Below are 16455 nucleotides of genomic sequence, written 5' to 3' on the forward strand. Positions count from 1 at the left end.
CCGCGGATACGGGAACCGTTTTAGATTGTTTAGTTTAAAAACGTTAACCGGTTGTTTCGGCCCGCCATGCGCTGATCCCGTTAATTATTAAAGCGGATTTTATTGTCGCTCGCCTTGTTGAATACGGTTCCCAATACGTTGATATCCTTCAATAATTCGGCCGCGTGCTTGATTTCGTCGGTTTTGGTTTGACCTTCTTCAATAACCAATAGCACGGTATCGACATAGGGTGAAAAACCCAAGGCGTCATCGTGCAAGAGTATAGGCGGCATGTCGAATATGATAATGCGTGACGGGTAGCGGCTTTTCAATTCGTCGACTAATCGGACCATTTTAGGCGAATGCAGCATTTCGGTAGAATTAAACAGCGGTTTGCCTGCCGGCAATATCACCAGCCTATCGATGCCAGGGTTGATCAGCATCGTGTTGATCTCGGTATCATGCAGTAGATAGTCGCTCAAACCTTTATCCGGCTGAATGCCAAACAGGCGATTAATCGCAGGAGCTTGGAAATTGGCATCGACTAGCAAAGCGGTTCGATCTAATTCCATCGCAATGCTGACGGCCAAATTGGCCGCAATCAGGCTATTGCCGCTGTGGCCGCTAGTGCTGGTAATCGCCAGAGTCTTCCACTCCATCGCATCCATGCTTTGTAAGCAGCGGGTACGCAACATGCGATAGGACTCCAGCCATTTTCCGGGAGGAAACGCGGATATGATTCGATTTCTTTTGAGTAGATCTTTATTTGGCGTATGAACACGAGTTTGGCTATAGGCGACGCTGATACTGGTTCTATTTGCGTCGGTGCTGGCCGTAGCCGATGGTTGTCCGGTTTCGGTGGGTGTTTGTATGGAGTTCATCGCTTTTCTCTCTAAATTATAAAGCGCCGGTCACGCGCATTAGTTTGTACCAAAATACGTCGAGCGGCATGACCGCAAAGTGGAAAATAACGATGGCGATAACGCCTGTGATCAATATTCCTATTGACACGATCATCTGATGTTTTTTCTGTGCCTCGTATTCTTGCTGGCTTTCCAAATAAGGAATCGTCGCCAATGGGGCTACGCCTAGGATGTTGGTGATTGCTTTTTGGCTATGGATAGTGGAGTCTAGGGTTTCAGCCAGCGCAACCGCGCCGAATCCACCGGCCATGGCCAGGACGAAACCCAAAAACAGTATCGCAACCCGATTCGGACTGACCGGCTCTAAAGGTTCCTGTGGCGGGTCGATCAAGGTAAAGCGTTCGCCTTTCTTCTGCAGTTCCAGCTGTTGGGAAATTTGGGCTTCCATTTCACGGGCACTCACTTCTTGATAACGCTGGTTGGTATTGGTGAGTTCCTGGACCAGATCCATGTAGTCTTTTTCGACCAACGGCGCTTGCATCAGATTGCTACGCAACTCCTCGATTTTTTGCTTAATTTGCTCTCGGGTATAGCTGATGGCCTTGATGTCGGAATTGGCCGCCTCTAATTGCGATTTCAGCGTAATATAGGCAGGGTTATCCGGTTCTAAATCGATGCTGGAGTAGTTATTCTGTTTCGCTTCAACCAACGCATCCTGTAACGATGAAATTTGCCGTTGCAACTTAACAACATCCGGGTGTTTAGCGGAATATTGTTTCAGCAGCATTCCGAGTTCGGCTTTTTTCTCGGTCAGTTCGGCGTTCATGGCGTTTAGATCCGTGTTGACGCCGATTTCCGTTTGTAAGGATTCTATTTCTCGTCTGATTTTTACAAGATCAGGGTGGTTCTCCGAATATCGCGCTAAAAGCGACGGGTACTGGGATTGCAATTCCTTCAAGCGGTCTTTCATGTCGAATACGCGGTTGCCGACCGCGTTGGTGGCCATGGCATTGGGGTCGATCTGCGCAAGTTGTCCTTCCAGATAGAAACGTCGTTCTTGCGCCGCGCGCTCTTGACTGTCGAGGCTAATCAATTGATTGTTCAGCGAGGTTAATTCTTGCTGATTCAGCTGATTGACCTCCGGTAATTGGTGCAGATACTTCTCCTTGAACGAGGCGAGCTGAGCTTGCAATTGCTGGATTTTTTCTTTTAAACGACGGGCTTCTTCGCTCAAAAACATGGCCGCGTTTTCAGCCGATTGGGTTCTTGATTTGATGTTTTCTTTTAAAAATAAAGACGTCAATTCATTCGCGACTTTTTGGGATAGTATCGGCGACTCGTCGTCGAACGAGAGAACAAAGGCGATGGTTGCTTTTGTAGGGGCGCCGTTACGCGGATCGATCACATCGGCGCTAATGCTTTCCACTTTAATGCTGTCACGCATTTTTTCCAAAATCTTTTCTTCGGTTTTGGTTTTTCGGTCGTCGGCGTACAAATCGTATTTCTTAATGATCTCGATCAGGTTGGATCGCGACATAATGCGCTGGCTGATGATCTGTATGCGCTGGTCGGCGAAGGTCGTCACCGTCGATTTGACCAATTCCGACGGGATTTCCTGTTCTTCGATCAAAATAGTGGCAGATGAACGATAAATCGAAGGCAAGACTACCGCCAGTATGATGCTGAGCAAGGCGATGATAATAAACGGGATGACCAAAAATTTTCGGCGTACTTTGATTATTTTCAGATAATCCTTGATATCGGGTGTTTGATTTTCCACGTTATTGCACCTGACGGTTGATTTGAGGGTGATAAGAAAATTGTAGTTGCACGTTATTGCCGGTCGATGTCTGATGCTGAGAGGTGTATTCCCGTTGGGCAAAGGTGTACGAGAGTTCTAAATTGATTTCCGGTGTCCATCTCCAGCGGATACGGGGCGTTACGGTCGTATAAGTAGAGTCGTAGCGACTATTTACTGTGCTAAAGGTCGACGTGTATTCCGAGATGCGGTAGTTTGCATTAATGCCGGTAGTCCAGCGTTCGTCTATGTTGTAATTGGCTGTGGCGCCGAATGAAGTGGTTTGTTGCTGCGAGCCGCTGCTGGACGGATTCAACTGTTGGCCGGCATTCAGAGCGAAATTGCCCCATTCGCCTTTCCGGGTAAAATCCGCAGAGAATACATGTCCGTTGGCTTTGCTGGAAACGTTGCTTTCGCTGGTAGGCCGATTAACAAAGAACGGCGGGAATTCGGGGTCGTATACCAAAGTCTGGCTAATGCGGGTTTCATTTTCCGTAAACCGCATACCGGCCGAGAGTGATAATTGAGTGAGTTCGTCGAACTCGTATTGCATTCCGGCTTGGTAGAAAAAGTTGGTTGATTTTTGTTCGTAGCCGGTTGTCGACGCAACATTGATGGGAATGAAAAAGGGAATTACGCCGTTTTCAGAGTTGCTTACAAAGGAGTCGAATAAGGAATAAGCGCCTAGCAGGTTGAAAGACAGCCTTTCCGAGTATATGTGGGTCAATGTCGTCGAAAACTGCTGGTTGGTGTAATCCGAGTAGCGTAAGGATCTGAGATCTTGCGGCCTGTCGAAGGTGACATCCTGGTAGCTATAGTTGAATTGTACCGAATTTTTTTCCGTCACGAAAAAAGTCACGCCGGGCGAAATCGACCGGGTAAAGCGCGGAACCAGGGTTTGGCCGGTTATGTCGAGCGTTGGGTCGATTAGCTGAGTGTTGATAGACGATTGCTCATAATAAGCGGCGGCGAGGTTTGTTGTGAAACGTTCTCCCTGGTATAGATGATTAAGGTCGAGTATTTTTTCGGAAAAATTCAACGAAGAAGCGTCGTGATAAATCAGTTCATTCCAATTAAAGTGCGTTCTAAGTTGATTGTTTTCCGCCTGATAGCCGAGCAATATACCCGGCGAAATCGTAGTAATCGGGCTGCTGATAATGTTGGCGGGGTTAGCTTGCATGCTGATGTTGTCGGAATAGCGCTCGCTCGCTCTAAAATCCGGTTCGAAGAGCCAATCGACAGCCTGGGATGGATTGCTGATCGCCGCCATGGCAGGAAGCAAAAGCTTCATTCTTAATTTCATGAGAAAAAATAAGGTTTACCTTTTTCCTTAAGGTACTGCGACGGTGTCTCCCGGCTCTAAAAGAATATTTTGTTCCAGATCTTCGCCTTCTATGACATTGCTGTAATCGAACGGGAATACTTTGATTTCATTGCCGGTTCGACGCTGAATTGTGATATCGCTTTCGTCCGCAAACACCGTTAGCCCGCCTGCGAGGCTAAGCGCTTGCAGTACGTCGATGCGCCTGCCGGCAAAGACTTGTCCCGGTTTATTTACTTTGCCGATTACGAAAATAGCATTGCCTTGGTTATTAAGCAGTTTGACGCTCACGGACGGATCGGCAATGAAATCGGACAGTTTAAGCGTCAACAGATCCTTAAGGTCGTTGATTGTCCTCCCTGCGGCGGTAATGGTGCCGATCAAAGGATAAATGATGTTGCCGTCAGGTCCGATTAGAAATTGTTGCTGCTGCAAGTCCTCTTCCTTCCAGACGGTAATCTCCAGTGCGTCGCCCGGTGCGAGTAAGTAGGCGGAGAGATTTTCCGGATCTTTGAGTACGAGAACTTCGGGTGTCGTTTCCGCTTGCGCCGGAGCGGAATCGGGTTCGGCAATCGCTTGGTTGAAGACGAATAACGAGATAAAAAAAAGGCTGGTAAGCTGTTTCAAAACGTATTCCTTGTATAGAGTTAACTACTGATCCGTACAGGCTTTTAAGCATAACAGTGACGAATCGATGCTGTAAAGGCGAAATGCAACGAAATAGCGGAGTTTATAATAGATGCATTGCCATAACAATTTTACGCATTTTGTCTTCATCACAATTTGATAAATTATAGTTTACCGAACTTTGTAATTAAATATTTTTTGGAGTAAGGCTATGAAATTAAATGACTTCATCGGTCGGGTTCTGGCGGGAGAGTTAGTGGGTTTTCAAGATACGATGAGCGTTATCGCCGACTATTACGATTATCATCCCACTGAGTTCAGTAATGGGATTCGGCAACCTTTAATCAACGGGGCAGGGCGGAATGAAGGCTCTTGCAAGATTTTTGCTTTTGCCAAATTGCACGGCCTGACTCAGTCGCAAACATTGGCTTTGTTCGGTGACTACTACCGTAAAGATGTATTACAAAATCCGGACGGTGACGATCACCAAAATATTCGCAATTTTCTCCGTGACGGTTGGGAAGGCATTCGGTTTGAATCCGAAGCATTAGTACTCAAACGTGCAGATTGACGCTTTAATTATCGGTCAAGGTTTGGCGGGTAGCATCCTGGCTTGGGAAATGATGCGGCAGCAGTTTCGAGTCGTGGTCATCGATCATGGAGACCGGAATGCTTCAAAAGTTGCGGCAGGCTTGATCAATCCGGTCACGGGGCAAAGACTGGTCAAAACGCCGGGTGTCGATGAGCTATTGCCGGCGGCAACGGGCTTTTATAGGCAATTAGGTGAAACATTTAAAAAGCAGTTTTTCGTGCCTTTGCCGATCTTGCGGATTCTAAAAAGCCCGCGTGAACGGGAATTCGCTTATCGGCGTTTATCCGAGGCCTCTTATCAGGATTTTTTAAAAAATTGTGACGCTTGCGTCCCGGACATAAATAGTCCCTTCGGCTTATTGGAACAACAACACACCGGTTATTTGCGAACCGAATTGTTACTCAACACATTGCGCGAGTTTTTTGTGGTTAACGCCAGTTATCGGCAAACGGGCTTGGAGTATACAGAAATTCGCTTGGAGCCTAATTTAACATGGCGCGACTTACAGCCTAAACATATTGTGTTTTGCGAAGGACACCGTGCGATAGCCAATCCTTGGTTCGGTAAATTACCGTTTCAGCCGGCCAAAGGTCAGATACTAAGCTGTCGTGCCGATAGTGCCGTACCTAATCGGATTCTAAACTTCGGTAACTGGTTAATTCCTAACGATGAGCGGCGTTTTAAACTCGGGTCGACTTTCGAGCCGGGAATAACCGACAACCAGCCGACGCAGGCAGCAAGGCACGGATTATTGCAAAGCCTTGGAACAGTTTGTCCTGGCTTGACGCCGGTTGAGGTTTTGGCGCACGAAGTAGGCGTCCGCCCGGCCACGTTGGATAAACAGCCGTTCATCGGCGCTCATCCAAGCTTTGATTGTCTGCATATTTTTAACGGGTTTGGCGCCAAAGGCAGCATGTCCATTCCGTGGCATGCGCGCCGATTCGTCGCCGCTTTGAAAGGCCGAATGCCGTTACCTGGTCATTGCCGTGTTCAACGTTATGAGCAAACGTATTTCTCTATCTGAAACGGCGCACGATGCCGTTCGAACGCATTTGCATCACGGCGATCTTGCCGTCGACGCGACGTTGGGTAACGGCCATGATGCGCTGTTTTTAACGCAATGCGTCGGTAAAACCGGTCACGTTTACGGTTTTGACATACAAGCCGGTGCCTTACAAGCGACCGGCTTGCGCTTGCGTGAACATGGGATGCTGAACCGGGCCACGTTGCTGCAAGTAAGTCACGCCGAGTTGGCCGAATACGTGCCCGGGCAGGTAAAGGCGATTATGTTCAACCTGGGCTATATGCCGGGTAGCGACAAAAAAATCATGACTAGGGCCGAAAGCACCTTGTCGGCCCTAAATGCGGCTTGCCAAATATTGGAAAGTCACGGCGTTATGACTGTGATGGCTTATCCCGGCCACGTTGGCGGCGAGGAAGAGGCAGGCTGTGTTGAGCTTTGGGCAGGACAGCTGAATCCGGCACAATACCGAAGCCAAATGATCTGTAGCGAACACCATAAGGCAAGTGCGCCGCGGCTTTTTGTGATTCGAAAACTCGCTAATCTGCTATGATACCCGCGTTTTTTTACTTTAGAAGTGTGAAATGTCCGAATTCAATAATGTCAGCGTCGTCAGAGAAGCCAATGTGTATTTCGATGGCAAGGTCAATAGCCGAACCATCATTTTTGCGGACGGCGCAAGAAAAACCTTGGGCTTCATGCAGCCGGGAGAATACACTTTCAATACAGGCGATCCGGAGTTGATGGAAATTCTGGCCGGCGAACTGGACGTGCAATTGCCCGGCAGCGATTGGAAAACGGTAAAAGGCGGCGAGTCGTTTAACGTGCCGGGCAACGCTTCGTTTACGATGAAAGTCAGAACAGCCTGCGACTACTGCTGTTCGTTTTTAAAATAGAACGGCAACGTAGTATAAGTCGTGAGCCGCAGGTTTGATGATATGGCTTGTCAAAATCGGAAGCGGACAGTATTCTAACTGGCCGTGTATGTATCCTTGGGTTAATAGATAACCGGTACTGCAGATCGCGATACTGTAATCCATTGCAGTTTGCCAAGATATAGAAAACGCGCCTTGCTGCGTAGGACAAGGAACTTATTAATACGAGCGCACGATCATTGGTTTATGCAATGGAGGTAGCGTTTCGGATCGAACAAAATTAGGCGATTCACTGACATTATCTTAATTCACATATGACGATTTTAGTAACCGGCGGTGCCGGCTTTATCGGTAGTAATTTTGTTTTGGATTGGTTGGCGCAAAATGACGAGCCGGTCGTTAACTTGGATAAATTGACCTACGCCGGTAACCTCGAAAATCTCGTGTCAGTGCATAATGATGCTAGGCATGTATTCGTAAAAGCCGATATCGGCGATTTCGATGCAGTGTTAGATTTGCTGCAGCGCCATCGGGTACGCGCCGTGGTCAATTTCGCCGCCGAATCGCACGTAGACCGTTCCATACATGGGCCGGAAGATTTTATCCAAACCAATGTGGTCGGCAGCTTTCGGCTGTTGGAAGCGGTGCGCAGTCATTGGAACGGCCTGGAGCCGTCCGCCAAAGATGGGTTCCGTTTTCTGCATGTATCGACCGATGAAGTCTACGGATCGTTGGGAAAAAGCGATCCGCCGTTTGCGGAATCCAACCAATATCAACCGAATAGCCCGTATTCGGCGAGCAAGGCCGCCAGTGATCATTTGGTGCGAGCCTATCATCACACTTTCGGTTTGCCGGTCTTGACCACCAACTGCTCGAACAACTACGGGCCTTACCATTTTCCGGAGAAATTAATCCCTTTGTGTATCCAGAATGCCCTAAGCGGTAAGAGCCTGCCGATTTACGGCGACGGCCAGCAGATCAGGGATTGGTTATACGTTAAAGACCACTGTAGCGCAATCCGGCGCGTGCTCGAAGCCGGTACAGTAGGCGCGGTATACAATGTCGGCGGTTGGAACGAAAAAGCCAATCTCGATGTGGTTAAGACCTTGTGTGATATTCTGGACGAGTTGAAACCGCGGGCCGATGCCAAGTCTTATGCAGAGCAAATCACCTACGTCACCGACCGCCCCGGGCATGACAGGCGCTATGCCATCGATGCGGGCAAGCTGGAGCGGGAGCTGGGCTGGAAACCGGCCGAGACTTTCGAAACCGGTATCAGGAAAACCGTGCAATGGTATCTGGATCATCAGGACTGGGTCGGTAACGTGTTATCGGGCGATTATCAATCCTGGATGGAGCAAAACTACGCGAATCGCCAGGCATGATCATTTTACTATTCGGCCAAAACGGCCAGGTCGGCTGGGAGCTACAACGCAGCCTGGCACCGCTAGGGGAGTTGATCGGACTGGATCGGCATAACCGGACGTATTGCGGCGACTTAAGCGACTTCGCCGGCATCAGAAAAACCGTGGCTCAGGTAAAACCGGATGTGATTATCAATGCCGCGGCTTATACCGCAGTGGATAAGGCCGAAAGCGAACCCGAACTAGCCGAATCGGTTAATGCCAAGGCACCGGCCGTGTTGGCCGCTGCAGCATGCGGCTGCAGCGCTTGGCTGATTCATTATTCGACCGATTATGTTTTCGACGGTAGCGGCAATCAGGCGTGGCGCGAAGACGACTCCGTCAACCCCCTCAGTATTTACGGCAAAACCAAGCTTGCCGGCGAACAGGCGATTCAAGCGTCCGGCTGTTCGCATTTGATTTTCCGTACCAGTTGGGTCTATGCCGCTCGCGGCCGGAATTTCGCCAAAACCATGCTGCGTTTGGCGCAACAGCGCGAGCAATTATCCGTGATTGACGACCAATTTGGTGCGCCGACCGGAGCGGAATTGATTGCCGATGTCACTGCCCATGCGATCCGCGCCGCCAAGATGCGACAGGACTTATCGGGTATCTATCATCTGGCGGCGGCAGGCGAAACCAGTTGGTTCGACTATGCTTCTTATGTCTTCGAAGTCGCTAGACAGATGGACATTAAATTAACGCTTGCGCCAGATGGCTTACAGCCGATTCCCACGGCGCAATACCCGACACCCGCGACCCGGCCGTTGAACTCCCGTTTAAACACCGAAAAACTCCAAACGATTTTCGATTTGCGATTACCCGGTTGGCAAATTGGCGTCAAGCGGATGTTGACAGAAATCCTCGGACTATCATCATGAACCAACGCAAAGGCATCATTCTGGCCGGAGGCTCCGGCACTCGGCTTTATCCGGTAACTAAGGCTGTTTCCAAACAACTGCTGCCGATCTACGACAAACCGATGATCTATTATCCGCTTAGTACCTTAATGCTGGCGGGCATTAGGGATATCTTGATCATCTCGACGCCGCAGGATACCCCGCTGTTTCAGTATCTGCTCGGTGACGGCAGTGATTGGGGCATATCGTTACAATATGCCGTGCAGCCGAGTCCGGACGGTTTGGCTCAGGCCTTCATCATCGGTAAAGACTTTATCGGCAACTGCCCCAGCACTTTGATACTGGGTGATAACATCTTTCATGGCCATGATTTGCATGTATTACTCAGAAGTGCCGATAGTCGGCAAGCCGGCGCAACGGTTTTTGCGTATCATGTGCTTGATCCGGAACGCTATGGCGTCGTCAGTTTCGACACTGAGGGCAGAGCGACTTCACTAGAGGAAAAGCCGGCACGGCCCAAGAGCAATTACGCGGTGACCGGCTTATATTTTTACGATAACCAGGTGGTGGATATCGCCGCCGATTTAAAACCGTCTCCGCGCGGCGAGTTGGAAATTACCGACGTTAACAAGGCTTATTTGGCGCAACAGCGGCTTAACGTCGAAATCATGGGCCGCGGTTATGCCTGGCTGGATACCGGAACCCATAGCAGTCTGATCGAGGCCGGCAATTTCATAGAGACTATCGAGACTCGCCAGGGTCTGAAAGTTGCCTGTTTGGAAGAAATCGCTTGGCGAAGCGGCTGGATAAACACTGACAAGATCGAAGAGATCGCAAAGTCGCTTGCGAAAAATGGTTATGGTCAGTATCTTCTTTCCCTTCTTAAACAAAAGGTGTTTTAGTGCAAGTAACGCGCTTATCGATTCCCGATGTCATCCTGTTCACCCCAAAAGTCTTCGGCGACGACCGCGGTTTTTTTTACGAAAGCTTTAATCAACAAGTTTTTGAAGAACTAACCGGTCTAAGCCGCAAATTTGTTCAGGATAATCATTCCAAGTCTCAAAAGGGCGTGTTGCGGGGCTTACACTATCAGTTACCGCCAAAAGCGCAAGGCAAATTAGTCAGGGTAGTGCAAGGCGAAGTTTTCGATGTGGCTGTCGATATCCGCCAAAGTTCGCCGACATTCGGAAAATGGGTCGGAACAGTCTTATCTGCCGACAACAAGCAACAAATGTGGATACCGGAAGGATTTGCTCATGGTTTTTTGACCCTGTCGGAAACAGCGGAATTTTTATATAAAACCACGGATTATTATGCGCCTGAACTCGAGCGCTGTATCGCGTGGAATGACAAGCAAATTGGCATCGATTGGCTCTATGAGCAATTGCCGCAATTATCAGGCAAAGATAAAGACGGCTTACAATTGACTGAAGCGGATGTATTTGAATAATGCATCTTTCGTTATAGATGGTATTTTGTTTGTTCAGATACTCTTTCCATAATCAGATATTGCCTTAAACCTCAATTTTTAATTATGCGGCTTATTAATAGCATCGAACTCATTGTTTATAAAACTTTTACTGACCTCAAGGCCGAAGCCGAGAGATCATATCTCGGATTTTTATGGTGGCTCATCGAACCGATTTTTTATTTAAGTGCGTTTTATATTTTCCAGGTGCTTATCATGCGCCGAGATGGAACCGACTTTGTACCGTTTTTTTTATGCGGAGCCGTCGTTTGGAAATGGTTTAACAGTGGTGTTACCGGTGGAAGCCAAGCCATAGCGATTCATAGGGGGCTATTACAACAAGTTTATGTACAGAAATTCGTTTTTCCTGTGATTACCGTCATGGGGAGTACGGCACGTTTTATTCCGGTTTTTGGCGTTTTTTGCGGTTTTTTACTGCTTTATGGCATTCCGGCAAAAATTACATGGTTGGCCGCACCGCTGCTATTTGCCGCTCAATTATGTTTGATATTATCTTTAGCTTTGGTCATTGGCGCTGTGACCCCTTTCTTGCCCGATTTAAAGGTGGCAATTGATAACGGCATGTTGTTACTGTTTTTTATCTCGGGAGTATTTTTTGATATTAATGAAGTACAGGAGCCTGTCAAAAGTTACTTATTATTGAATCCAATGGCGGGCCTAATGGATGAATATCGCAACATTTTGCTTCGGGGGATATGGCCAAATCTTGAACGCATTGGAATGATTATGCTGGCGTCTTTTGGTATAGGCGCATTCGGTTTAGTGTTGCTTAAGCAATTGGATCACAAATACGGAAAAATACCTTTTTAATGGCAAGTAAAGACGTTCTTATAAGTGTGCAAGATGTGACCGTTTCTTACCCGATTAAGAAAGGGTATTTGAAATGGGCTAAATATACACCACTAAAACACATATCGTTCGACCTTCATCGTGGGGAGACGCTTGGCATCATTGGACGCAATGGGGCGGGCAAGAGTACGTTGCTAAGGATGATCGCCGGGATTATCGAACCCGACACTGGAAAAATCGTAAATAACGGTGCTCGTGTATCTCTTCTCGCGCTTGGAGTTGGTTTTATGCCGTTTCTAACGGGGCGGGAGAATGCGATGCTAAGCGGTATGCTCCTGGGGATGCGAAGACGTGACATATTAAAACGCATGGATGCGATCATCGAGTTTTCAGGGCTGGGTGAGTTTATCGATCAGCCCCTGCGGACCTACTCTTCCGGCATGAGTGCGAGATTGGGTTTTTCCGTGTCTATCCAGGCGACACCGGATGCCTTGCTGATTGACGAGGTACTGGGAGTCGGGGATGAAGATTTTAGAAAAAAATCCACCGAAGAAATGAAACGCCTCATCAAATCGGATACCGCGATTATTCTGGTTTCTCATCAAATTCCAGTCATAAACGAGCTTTGTGATCGAGCGATCCTAATAGATCAAGGTACAATAAAACTGGCTGGGCATACCGTAGATGTACTGGAACAATATAAAAATTTATAAGCAATAGGGGTTTATATAATGAATACGCCGACGGAACCTGAAAAACGGATTTCCTAGCTTCAACAAGAGCACGAGTTTTTTCTGCAATAATTGGCACTGTTAAATAACATTTTGCAGCGTATCTTTGGGGCGCTAATGGCTTTAATTCTATGGAAGGCGTGTGATTTGTATGCTAGGAGGCATTACGACGCTGGCAGAATATCTTTATGTTTGGTACTGCAACAACATGAAAGCAATTGAATTTCAAGCAACAGTTCAACAGCATCTATTGCGTGTTCCTGATTCGATACCGGATGGTCTATCGCTCCGTGTGTTGTTATTGTTCGAAGACGAGATCGTAGAGTCGCAAAAAATAAGACGCCGCAAACCTTCGTCTAAATTAGAGGGTACGGTTAAAATGCAGGATGACTTAATTCAACCAGCCCTACCGTCAGATGACTGGAATAGTCTGTTGTGATTGTGCTCGATACCCACATATGGGTAAGGTGGCTCGATCCAAAGGCTAATACTTTACCAGCTGGGTTGGTCGAAATTATTGAAACAGAGGATCAAGTTGCCGTGAGCGTAATAAGTTGCTGGTAAGCCGCGTGGCTATTGCGTCGGGGCCGTTTGCAACTTGGTATGGACTGCCAGTTTGGATGGACAACGCCTTAGAAGGTTAGAATGTGAGTTGTATCCCATTGAATCGGTCGATTTCGATAATTGCTGCAAATTTACCGGAACATCATCGGGATCCGGCGGACCGTTTCATCATTGCAACGGCCATCGAATCGAATGCTCGACTAATGAGTCTCGATAGTCATTTTCCGAATTACTTAGAATTAGCCGGAAAATTGATACAAGATTGAAAATTCGAAAACAAATAAGGTCGGAGATCGCCGCAACGAAAATGGACAGTTTCGGCATTCATCAAGTCAATTTTACATGCCGGTTATTGTGTAAACAGGCAGCGGCTAAAGCTATTGCACTCCAGAGTTGCGAATGGAGTGAAAAAGCTTTAGCTTTTTCCAGTAAGAATTTGTAGCCTGAAAGGGCTTCTATGGTGACGGCATCAATAAACCTTAATTTGAAGTGCTAAAGGTTTAGAACAGGTAGACAACGATGAGCACAAAACTTCATGACGTGGATTTTTATGCATGGACTCAACAACAGGTCGGTTTGCTCAAATCGGCGCAATGGTCCGAGATTGATATTGAAAGCTTGATTGAAGAAATCGATAGTATGGGCGCGAGCGAACGACGAGAACTGATTAACCGGTTAGCTGTTTTACTAGCACATTTATTGAAATGGCAATATCAGCCTTCGTTTCGGGGCCGTAGTTGGCAATTAACGCTGAAAGAGCGCAGGCGGCAATTACAAAGATTGCTGAAAGATAACCCTAGCAGCTTACAGGCAAAATTGCCCGACTTTATAGCAGATGCATACGGCGATGCCGTTTTGCTGGCAGCGAAAGAGACTGGCTTGGATGAATCGGTTTTTCCAGCCGATTGCCCTTATGCTCCGCAAGATATTTTGAACTTGGAGTTTTGCCCGGAGTGATATATTTCAATAAGGCTCTAGCAATGCCCCGGAACATGAAAGACACTAATGTAGGAGCGACACTTTGTCGCGACGAGGCGTCGCACCGATGATGGCTTTCACGGTAACATTATTGCGCCTATTTTTTAGCGAGATTTGGTTCAGTCCTAATTGTGCGTCTAAACAAGTCGGAAATTCGGCTTCCCCTTTTGAAAAAGTGCCCACAAGGGCATAAAGGGGATCGAGGGGGACTGAACAATTGCAAAGTTTGACTATGGAAAATAAGAAGAGTCTGTTCCTCTTTTTTGTGTGAGCAATATTATGAATATGCGAAAATTAATCGATCAAGTAAGCAAGCTTCCATTGCATAAGCAAGAAGAGGTTATTGATTTTGTTGAATTTATTTATCGCCGTGAGATGCAGAGCGAAACACTGCAAAGTGCTGTTCAACAGCTTAATGACTGGACCGATCAAACTTTTAAAGAGTTTTCACTAGTGCAGGCGATGCGCGGTGTAGAAGATGAATCGACATTGTATACGGAAGCAGACCTTAAGGAGCGTTGGTAGTGCGGAATAATTGGGAGCTGTCCCTGAGGTGTACCTTATTTTTTCTGACATTCTTAAAGAACTCTGACCATGCCAATCATCAGCCGCTTTTTCGGAATCATCATCCGCATGTTTTTTAACGAGCATGCGCCGCCGCACTTTCACGCCGAGTATGGAGAATACCGGGCAATCGTCGACATCCGCACGCTAGCAGTAATCGAGGGCAAACTGCCTCGCCGGGCGACCGAGTTGGTGTTAGACTGGGCTGAATTACACCAGAGCGAGCTGCTCCTTGATTGGGAACTTTGTCAAAATCACCAGCAACCCGACGAAATTCAACCTCTAGAATAAGAACAGTCAATATGAAATGGGATGTTGTCGAAGCCCGTGTCCTGGAACACGGCTGTATCTATGTAAAATTTGCCGACGGCCTAGAAGGTAAGGTGCGATTCAGACCCAGCGCCTATCGCGGTGTCTTTGAAAAACTGCGAGATCCTTGTGAGTTCAACAAACTCATGGTCAATGGTTATTTCGTCACTTGGCCGGGCGAACTCGATCTAGCCCCGGACGCAATGCACCAAAGCATCCAGCAGACTGGCGAATGGATACTTCACTAAACCAAAGCTCAAAAAGTCGGTACTGGCGATACTGCGCCTCACCTTGATGCTGGACCCATACGAGCCATAATTGTCTGTAAAATAGTGGTACGCCGCAGGTTAGGAATGCGCGCAAAATAGCTTTAACAAGGCATCCCATCTCCTTTCGGGAGAGGGTGAGGGGATTAAATGCTAAAGTTATAAGATTTTTGTTCCTTAAGCGACTCAGAATCAACCCGCCGATCAATCCGGCAAATGGAAGTAGCGCTAGAGGTGGGGGCGACTTTCAGAGTAAATGGTTACGAAGAAAACGCATAAACGATAGAGATTTACCTAAATGACTTCATCCAACGAATCCGAAAAACAGATTACCGAGCTTCAACAAGAAAATGAATTATTGCTGCTTCAATTGCATCAGGTTCAAGAGGAATTGGAACATTATTTTTTGTTATACCGGGATTGCGAAGCGAAAAATCAGGAATTAGCCGCGCCACCGAAGGCTCTATTGCCAACTAATCAGCATAGAGCCAAAAGTTCGCCATTGTTTGTCGAGAGATTGCCTAAAAATCTGGCTAAAATCCTTAAACGGACAACTTTTGTTAGAAAGTCGATATTGAGGCATTCCGGCTTTTTCGATGAAGCCTGGTATCTCAAAACTTATCCCGATGTCGCGGAAAAACACAGAGATCCGGTGGCTCATTATCTGCGCCATGGTGCCAAAGAAGGTCGAAATCCCGGCCCGCAGTTCGATACGCAATGGTATTTGAGCAACAATCGAGACGTTGCCGAAAAAGGTGTCAACCCGCTTTGGCATTACGTCCAATTTGGACAAGACGAAGGGCGGCTACCTAGGCGCGGGGGTATACAACCGTCAACCGATCCGTTTGAGAATGAAAGAAAGTGGTTGACAAAGGCACGCAACGAGCAGTCGCGGCTTGCGTCCGAACGGCAGAGCCGCATCGAACAATTGACGCAAGCTAACGAAGTGGCGAAGAAACAAGCAAAGGAACAACAGGAATTGATCGCGCGTCTGACTCAAGAGTGCGAGCAGTTTGCTCGGCAGCAAGACAGCATTCAAGCCGAACTTGAGCAACTAGTGCAGGCTAGAGACTTTCAGGTACGGCTTGCGGAGGAAAGGTTGCAACAGATCGAGCAGTTAACGGTTGCCAAAACAGAAGCTGAGCAGCAAACTCGTAAATGTCTAGATCAGATAGAGCAACTGACAGTAGCCAAAGCGGAAGCTGAAAATCAAGTCCAAGACCGTCAAGCAAGAATAATCGAACTCACTCAGACAAAAGACGAGCAGACAAAACTTGCTGCGGATAGACAGCAACACATCAAAAAGCTTGAAGATCAGGTTGAAGATATGTATTCACGACAAACTTTACTTAATGAAGAGATGATAAAGGCTGAGGCGCAGATTGATTTGATCAAAGATCTGCTGCTTGGAGAGAGCGTTTTATGA

20 protein-coding genes are annotated in these 16455 nt (G+C 47.5%); 16 read left to right on the forward strand and 4 right to left on the reverse strand.

Translation table 11 applies throughout. The annotated features are described in order from the left end of the window. Window positions 1-80: 80 nt before the first annotated feature. Genes ACW73I_RS08495 through ACW73I_RS08510 form a run of 4 tightly spaced genes read right to left on the reverse strand, consistent with a single transcriptional unit; the run spans window position 81 to window position 4588 of the window. Window positions 81-860 carry a CpsD/CapB family tyrosine-protein kinase gene (locus ACW73I_RS08495; protein WP_458028821.1) on the reverse strand — a complete coding sequence of 260 codons (780 nt, stop codon included), beginning with the start codon at window positions 858-860 and terminating at the stop codon, window positions 81-83. Between the two features lie 16 nt (window positions 861-876). Then, entirely contained in the window at window positions 877-2622 is a 1746-nt protein-coding gene (locus ACW73I_RS08500; protein ID WP_458028822.1) for a lipopolysaccharide biosynthesis protein, read from the reverse strand. A gap of 1 nt (window position 2623) precedes the next feature. Then, window positions 2624-3931 (reverse strand): hypothetical protein, encoded by a 1308-nt coding sequence (locus ACW73I_RS08505; protein ID WP_458028823.1) that lies wholly within the window; start codon window positions 3929-3931, stop codon window positions 2624-2626. 39 nt (window positions 3932-3970) lie between these two features. Next, entirely contained in the window at window positions 3971-4588 is a 618-nt protein-coding gene (locus ACW73I_RS08510) for a polysaccharide biosynthesis/export family protein (RefSeq protein ID WP_458028824.1), read from the reverse strand. Between the two features lie 211 nt (window positions 4589-4799). Between ACW73I_RS08510 and ACW73I_RS08515 the strand changes: the two genes are divergently transcribed. From ACW73I_RS08515 to ACW73I_RS08590, 16 genes are all read left to right on the forward strand, one after another. After that, complete coding sequence (locus tag ACW73I_RS08515; RefSeq protein ID WP_458028825.1) at window positions 4800-5159, forward strand: HopJ type III effector protein; 360 nt, start codon at window positions 4800-4802, stop codon at window positions 5157-5159. Then, entirely contained in the window at window positions 5149-6204 is a 1056-nt protein-coding gene (locus tag ACW73I_RS08520) for an NAD(P)/FAD-dependent oxidoreductase (RefSeq protein ID WP_458028826.1), read from the forward strand. The genes ACW73I_RS08515 and ACW73I_RS08520 overlap by 11 nt, the downstream gene beginning before the upstream one ends. Next, window positions 6179-6754, forward strand: a complete 576-nt coding sequence (locus ACW73I_RS08525; RefSeq protein ID WP_458028827.1) for a tRNA (mnm(5)s(2)U34)-methyltransferase — start codon at window positions 6179-6181, stop codon at window positions 6752-6754. The genes ACW73I_RS08520 and ACW73I_RS08525 overlap by 26 nt, the downstream gene beginning before the upstream one ends. 31 nt (window positions 6755-6785) lie before the next feature. Beyond that, window positions 6786-7097: a pyrimidine/purine nucleoside phosphorylase gene (ppnP, locus tag ACW73I_RS08530; protein WP_458028828.1), complete on the forward strand. Its 312-nt coding sequence runs from the start codon at window positions 6786-6788 to the stop codon at window positions 7095-7097. 293 nt (window positions 7098-7390) lie between these two features. Beyond that, complete coding sequence (gene rfbB / locus ACW73I_RS08535) at window positions 7391-8461, forward strand: dTDP-glucose 4,6-dehydratase (protein ID WP_458028829.1); 1071 nt, start codon at window positions 7391-7393, stop codon at window positions 8459-8461. After that, on the forward strand, window positions 8458-9360 hold the full coding sequence (rfbD, locus tag ACW73I_RS08540) for a dTDP-4-dehydrorhamnose reductase (RefSeq protein WP_458028830.1): 903 nt from the start codon (window positions 8458-8460) through the stop codon (window positions 9358-9360). Before rfbB ends, rfbD begins: the two co-directional genes overlap by 4 nt. After that, window positions 9357-10241: a glucose-1-phosphate thymidylyltransferase RfbA gene (rfbA, locus tag ACW73I_RS08545; RefSeq protein WP_458028831.1), complete on the forward strand. Its 885-nt coding sequence runs from the start codon at window positions 9357-9359 to the stop codon at window positions 10239-10241. The genes rfbD and rfbA overlap by 4 nt, the downstream gene beginning before the upstream one ends. Continuing rightward, complete coding sequence (rfbC, locus tag ACW73I_RS08550; protein ID WP_458028832.1) at window positions 10241-10789, forward strand: dTDP-4-dehydrorhamnose 3,5-epimerase; 549 nt, start codon at window positions 10241-10243, stop codon at window positions 10787-10789. Before rfbA ends, rfbC begins: the two co-directional genes overlap by 1 nt. 84 nt (window positions 10790-10873) lie before the next feature. Then, window positions 10874-11638 carry an ABC transporter permease gene (locus ACW73I_RS08555; RefSeq protein WP_458028833.1) on the forward strand — a complete coding sequence of 255 codons (765 nt, stop codon included), beginning with the start codon at window positions 10874-10876 and terminating at the stop codon, window positions 11636-11638. Further along, on the forward strand, window positions 11638-12330 hold the full coding sequence (locus ACW73I_RS08560; protein ID WP_458028834.1) for an ABC transporter ATP-binding protein: 693 nt from the start codon (window positions 11638-11640) through the stop codon (window positions 12328-12330). Before ACW73I_RS08555 ends, ACW73I_RS08560 begins: the two co-directional genes overlap by 1 nt. 665 nt (window positions 12331-12995) lie before the next feature. Beyond that, window positions 12996-13178: a PIN domain-containing protein gene (locus ACW73I_RS08565; RefSeq protein WP_458028835.1), complete on the forward strand. Its 183-nt coding sequence runs from the start codon at window positions 12996-12998 to the stop codon at window positions 13176-13178. 253 nt (window positions 13179-13431) lie between these two features. Then, window positions 13432-13869, forward strand: a complete 438-nt coding sequence (locus ACW73I_RS08570) for a DUF29 domain-containing protein (protein ID WP_458028836.1) — start codon at window positions 13432-13434, stop codon at window positions 13867-13869. Window positions 13870-14169: 300 nt separating this feature from the next. Further along, window positions 14170-14415: a hypothetical protein gene (locus tag ACW73I_RS08575; protein WP_458028837.1), complete on the forward strand. Its 246-nt coding sequence runs from the start codon at window positions 14170-14172 to the stop codon at window positions 14413-14415. A gap of 69 nt (window positions 14416-14484) precedes the next feature. Then, window positions 14485-14745: a DUF4160 domain-containing protein gene (locus ACW73I_RS08580; RefSeq protein WP_458028838.1), complete on the forward strand. Its 261-nt coding sequence runs from the start codon at window positions 14485-14487 to the stop codon at window positions 14743-14745. Window positions 14746-14756: 11 nt separating this feature from the next. Further along, on the forward strand, window positions 14757-15011 hold the full coding sequence (locus ACW73I_RS08585) for a DUF2442 domain-containing protein (protein WP_458028839.1): 255 nt from the start codon (window positions 14757-14759) through the stop codon (window positions 15009-15011). 535 nt (window positions 15012-15546) lie between these two features. Continuing rightward, window positions 15547-16455 (forward strand): hypothetical protein, encoded by a 909-nt coding sequence (locus tag ACW73I_RS08590; RefSeq protein WP_458028840.1) that lies wholly within the window; start codon window positions 15547-15549, stop codon window positions 16453-16455.

It is taken from the genome of Methylomonas sp. MgM2 (genome assembly GCF_054172045.1).

Coding starts and splice junctions, on each gene's coding strand:
- ACW73I_RS08495 (WP_458028821.1), bottom strand. CDS start 860: ATGAACTCCATACAAACACCCACCGAAACCGGACAACCATCGGCTACG.
- ACW73I_RS08505 (WP_458028823.1), bottom strand. CDS start 3,931: ATGAAGCTTTTGCTTCCTGCCATGGCGGCGATCAGCAATCCATCCCAG.
- ACW73I_RS08515 (WP_458028825.1), top strand. CDS start 4,800: ATGAAATTAAATGACTTCATCGGTCGGGTTCTGGCGGGAGAGTTAGTG.
- ACW73I_RS08525 (WP_458028827.1), top strand. CDS start 6,179: ATGAGCAAACGTATTTCTCTATCTGAAACGGCGCACGATGCCGTTCGA.
- ppnP (WP_458028828.1), top strand. CDS start 6,786: ATGTCCGAATTCAATAATGTCAGCGTCGTCAGAGAAGCCAATGTGTAT.
- rfbB (WP_458028829.1), top strand. CDS start 7,391: ATGACGATTTTAGTAACCGGCGGTGCCGGCTTTATCGGTAGTAATTTT.
- rfbD (WP_458028830.1), top strand. CDS start 8,458: ATGATCATTTTACTATTCGGCCAAAACGGCCAGGTCGGCTGGGAGCTA.
- rfbA (WP_458028831.1), top strand. CDS start 9,357: ATGAACCAACGCAAAGGCATCATTCTGGCCGGAGGCTCCGGCACTCGG.
- ACW73I_RS08555 (WP_458028833.1), top strand. CDS start 10,874: ATGCGGCTTATTAATAGCATCGAACTCATTGTTTATAAAACTTTTACT.
- ACW73I_RS08560 (WP_458028834.1), top strand. CDS start 11,638: ATGGCAAGTAAAGACGTTCTTATAAGTGTGCAAGATGTGACCGTTTCT.
- ACW73I_RS08570 (WP_458028836.1), top strand. CDS start 13,432: ATGAGCACAAAACTTCATGACGTGGATTTTTATGCATGGACTCAACAA.
- ACW73I_RS08575 (WP_458028837.1), top strand. CDS start 14,170: ATGAATATGCGAAAATTAATCGATCAAGTAAGCAAGCTTCCATTGCAT.
- ACW73I_RS08580 (WP_458028838.1), top strand. CDS start 14,485: ATGCCAATCATCAGCCGCTTTTTCGGAATCATCATCCGCATGTTTTTT.
- ACW73I_RS08585 (WP_458028839.1), top strand. CDS start 14,757: ATGAAATGGGATGTTGTCGAAGCCCGTGTCCTGGAACACGGCTGTATC.